Source organism: Nocardioides sp., from assembly GCF_031422975.1.
Taxonomy (GTDB): domain Bacteria; phylum Actinomycetota; class Actinomycetes; order Propionibacteriales; family Nocardioidaceae; genus Nocardioides.
In genome coordinates this window covers 1-4,861 of sequence record NZ_JANPEO010000379.1, presented here as the reverse complement: position 1 = coordinate 4,861, position 4,861 = coordinate 1, and the positions used below count along the sequence as shown (strand labels likewise).

Sequence of the window (4,861 nt, the reverse complement as noted above, 5' to 3'; positions counted from 1 at the left end):
GGGACCGGTGGAGTCATGACAAGGTCGTCCGCTCCACGCACGGCGTCAACTGCACCGGGTCGTGCTCGTGGAAGGTCTACGTCAAGGACGGGATCATCACCTGGGAGTCCCAGCAGACGGACTACCCGTCGGTCGGTCCGGACAGCCCGGAGTACGAGCCGCGCGGGTGCCCCCGGGGCGCGGCCTTCTCCTGGTACACCTACTCCCCGACGCGGGTCCGCTACCCCTACGTGCGTGGAGTCCTGCTCCAGATGTTCCGCGAGGCCAAGGCCCAGCACGACGGTGACCCGGTGCGCGCCTGGGCGCACATCGTCGAGAACCCGCAGCGCGCGAAGGCCTACAAGTCCGCCCGGGGCAAGGGTGGCCTGGTGCGCGCCACCTGGGAGGAGGCCAGCGAGATCGTCGCGGCCGCCCACGTCCACACGATCAAGAAGTACGGCCCGGACCGGGTGGCGGGCTTCTCGCCGATTCCGGCGATGTCCATGGTCTCGCATGCGTCGGGCGCCCGGTTCGTGAACCTCATCGGCGGCTCGATGCTGAGCTTCTACGACTGGTACGCCGACCTGCCGGTCGCCTCTCCGCAGGTCTTCGGCGACCAGACCGACGTCCCGGAGTCGGGCGACTGGTGGAACGCCGGCTACCTGATCATGTGGGGCTCCAACCTCCCGGTCACCCGCACGCCCGACGCGCACTGGATGACCGAGGCGCGCTACCGCGGCCAGCAGGTCGTCGCGGTCGCCCCCGACTACGCCGACAACGTGAAGTTCGCGGACGAGTGGCTGCCGGCCAGGCCCGGCACCGACGCCGCGCTGGCCATGGCGATGGGGCACGTCGTGCTCAAGGAGTTCTTCGTCGACCGGGACACGCCCTACTTCACCCACTACGTCAAGACCTACACCGACCTGCCCTACCTCGTGAAGCTCGACGAGGGGGTGGACGGGCAGCTCACTGCAGGCAAGTTCCTGACCGCGTCGGACCTCGACGCGACCGATGTCGACGAGGAGAACGCCGCGTTCAAGACCGTCCTCATCGACTCGCGCACCGGCGAGCCCGTGGTGCCGAACGGGTCGCTCGGCCACCGCTACGGCGACTCCGGTGTCGGCAGGTGGAACCTCGAGCTCGGTGACGTCGACCCGCAGCTCTCGTTGCTCGACAGCACCGGAGGTGAGACCGCCCTGGTGCGCATGCCGCGCTTCGACACCCCCGACGGGGCGGCCGCCGACCTGCCGCGCGGTGTGCCGGTCCGCCGCATCGACGGCCACCTCGTCACCACCGTGTTCGACCTGCTGCTCGCGCAGTACGGCGTCGGCCGGGCCGTCGACGGGCAGAGCCTGCCGGGTGAGTGGGCCACGGGCTATGACGACGCGGAGTCGCCGTACACGCCTGCGTGGCAGGAAGCGATCACGGGTGTCCCGGCCTCGACGGCGGCCCGGATCGGGCGGGAGTTCGCCGCCAACGCGGAGGAGTCCAAGGGCCGCTCGATGATCGTGATGGGGGCCGGCACCAACCACTGGTTCCACTCCGACACGATCTATCGCGCGTTCCTCACGCTGACCAACCTGACCGGCTGCCAGGGCGTCAACGGCGGCGGCTGGGCGCACTACGTCGGACAGGAGAAGGTCCGCCCGATCACGGGCTACACCCAGATCGCCAACGCGCTCGACTGGAACCGGCCACCGCGCAACATGATCCAGACGGCGTTCTGGTATCTCCACACCGACCAGTTCCGCTACGACCACTTCGGTGCCGACACGCTGTCCGCCACGACGGGGAAGGGCCAGCTTGCCGGCAAGTCCACCGCCGACGTGATCGCCCAGAGCGCGCGGATGGGCTGGATGCCGTCCTACCCCACCTTCGACCGCAACCCGCTCGACCTCAGCGACGACGCGGCCGCCGCCGGCAAGCCGGTGGGGGAGTATGTCGTCGAGCAGCTCAAGTCCGGCGAGCTCGACTTCGCCGGCGAGGATCCGGACGCGCCGCAGAACTACCCGCGCATCCTGTCGATCTGGCGGGCCAACCTGCTCGGCTCGTCCGGCAAGGGCAACGAGTACTTCCTCAAGCACCTGCTCGGCACCGACTCGTCGGTGCGGGCCACCGAGACTCCCGAGGACCAGCGCCCGGTCGACGTGACGTGGCGTGACGAGGCGCCCGAGGGCAAGCTCGACCTGCTGATGACCATCGACTTCCGGCAGACGAGCACCACGATCTTCTCCGACGTCGTCCTCCCGGCCGCCACCTGGTACGAGAAGCACGACCTCAACACCACCGACATGCACCCTTTCGTGCACTCCTTCAACCCGGCCATCGCGCCGCCGTGGCAGACCCGCACCGACTGGGACGCCTGGCAGACGATCGCCGAGAAGTTCAGCGAGCTGGCCGCCACCCACCTGGGTGTGCGCAAGGACGTGGTGGCCGTCCCGCTCACGCACGACACCCCCGATGCGATGGCGAACCCGCACGGGGTCGTCCGGGACTGGAAGAAGGGCGAGTGCGAGCCGATCCCGGGCGTCACGATGCCCAAGCTGGTCGAGGTCGAGCGCGACTACGGTGCCGTGGCGGAGAAGATGAACGCCCTCGGGCCACTCGTCGACACACTCGGCGCGACCACCAAGGGCGTCACCTTCGAGCTCAGCAAGCAGGTCGACTACCTCAGGGCCAAGAACGGCGCGGTCCGCGGCGGTGTCGCCCACGGACGGCCCTCGCTCAAGCGCGACGTCCACGTGTGCGAGGCGATCCTGGCGATGTCCGGGACCACCAACGGACACCTCGCCACCCAGGGCTTCAAGACCCTCGAGAAGCGCACCGGCGTGCGACTCGCCGACCTGGCCGAGGAGCACGAGGGCAAGCAGATCACCTTCGCCGACACCCAGGGTCCTCCCGTGCCGGTGATCACCTCGCCCGAGTGGTCGGGCTCCGAGACCGGCGGGCGGCGCTACTCCCCGTTCACCATCAACGTGGAGCGCAAGAAGCCGTGGCACACGCTGACCGGGCGGATGCACTTCTACCTCGACCACGACTGGATGACCGAGCTGGGCGAGGGCCTGCCGGTGTATCGACCCCCGCTCAACATGGCAGCCCTGTTCGCGGAGCCTGCACTCGGGAACGTCTCCGACGGCTCGGACGGACAGGTCGAGGGGCTCACCGTGCGCTACCTGACGCCGCACAACAAGTGGTCGATCCACTCGGAGTACCAGGACAACCTCTTCATGCTCTCGCTGTCGCGCGGCGGTCAGAACATCTGGATGAGCGACCGGGACGCCGTCAAGGTCGGGATCAAGGACAACGACTGGATCGAGGCGGTCAACCGCAACGGCGTCGTCGTGGCCCGGGCGATCGTCTCGCACCGGATGCCGGAAGGAACTGTGTACATGTACCACGCCCAGGACCGGCTCATCGACGTGCCGATCGCGGAGACGTCGGGCAAGCGCGGCGGCATCCACAACTCCCTGACGCGCCTGCTCGTGAAGCCCTCCCACCTGATCGGCGGGTACGCCCAGCTGACCTTCGCCTTCAACTACCTCGGTCCCACCGGCAACCAACGTGACGAGGTCACCATCATCCGCAAGCGCTCACAAGACGTGGAGTACTGACATGCGCGTGATGGCCCAGATGGCGATGGTGATGAACCTCGACAAGTGCATCGGGTGCCACACCTGCTCGGTGACGTGCAAGCAGGCGTGGACCAACCGCTCCGGCACGGAGTACATCTGGTTCAACAACGTCGAGACCAGGCCCGGCCTGGGCTACCCCCGCACGTACGAGGACCAGGAGAAGTGGCAGGGCGGCTGGGAGCTCAACAAGCGCGGCCGCATGAAGCTCAAGGGCGGTGGCCGGTTCAAGAACCTGATGACGATCTTCTCCAACCCCAAGCTGCCCTCGATCGGCGAGTACTACGAGCCGTGGACCTACGACTACGCCACACTCACCGACGCACCCGCCCAGGAGCACACTCCGGTCGCGCGGCCGAAGTCGCTGATCAGCGGCAAGAACATGAAGATCGAGTGGTCGGCCAACTGGGACGACGACCTCGGCGGCTCCACCGAGAACGCGCACCGCGACCCGATGCTCGCCAAGATCGCCGAGAAGGTGAAGTTCGAGTTCGAGCAGACCTTCATGTTCTACCTGCCGCGGATCTGCGAGCACTGCCTCAACCCCTCCTGCGCGGCGTCCTGCCCCAGCGGTGCCATCTACAAGCGCGAGGAGGACGGCATCGTCCTGGTCGACCAGGACAAGTGCCGCGGCTGGCGCAAGTGCGTCTCCGGCTGCCCCTACAAGAAGGTCTACTTCAACCACCGCACGGGCAAGGCCGAGAAGTGCACGTTCTGCTTCCCGCGGATCGAGGTGGGCCTGCCCACCGTCTGCGCCGAGACCTGCGTCGGCCGGCTGCGCTACATCGGCCTGATGCTCTACGACGCCGACAAGGTGCTCGAGGCCGCCTCGATGGAGGACGAGCACGGGCTCTACGAGGCCCAGCGCGACGTCTTCCTCGACCCGTTCGACCCCGAGGTGATGCGCGAGGCCGAGAAGGCCGGTATCGCCCGCGACTGGATCGACGCCGCGCAGCGCTCTCCCATCTACGCGCTGATCAACACCTACAAGGTGGCCCTGCCCCTGCACCCGGAATACCGCACCATGCCGATGGTCTGGTACATCCCGCCGCTCTCGCCGGTCGTCGACGTGGTGGCCGAGACGGGGGAGGACGCCGAGGACCCGGGCAACCTGTTCGCCGCCATCGACGCCCTGCGGATCCCGGTCGAGTACCTCGCCGAGCTCTTCACGGCCGGTGAGGTCGAGCCGGTGGACGCGGTGCTCAAGAAGCTGGCCGCGATGCGCTGCTACATGCGCGACATCAACATGGGCC

Annotated in this window: 2 protein-coding genes; both read left to right on the top strand. The window is 67.9% G+C overall.

The window, feature by feature from the left end; translation table 11 throughout:
• On the top strand, nucleotides 1-3,590 hold a 3,590-nt coding region (locus RMO85_RS11535; RefSeq protein ID WP_310528868.1), incomplete at its 5' end, for a nitrate reductase subunit alpha.
• Between the two features lies 1 nt (nucleotide 3,591).
• A partial coding sequence (gene narH / locus RMO85_RS11530; RefSeq protein ID WP_310528867.1) for a nitrate reductase subunit beta occupies nucleotides 3,592-4,861 on the top strand: 1,270 nt, incomplete at its 3' end.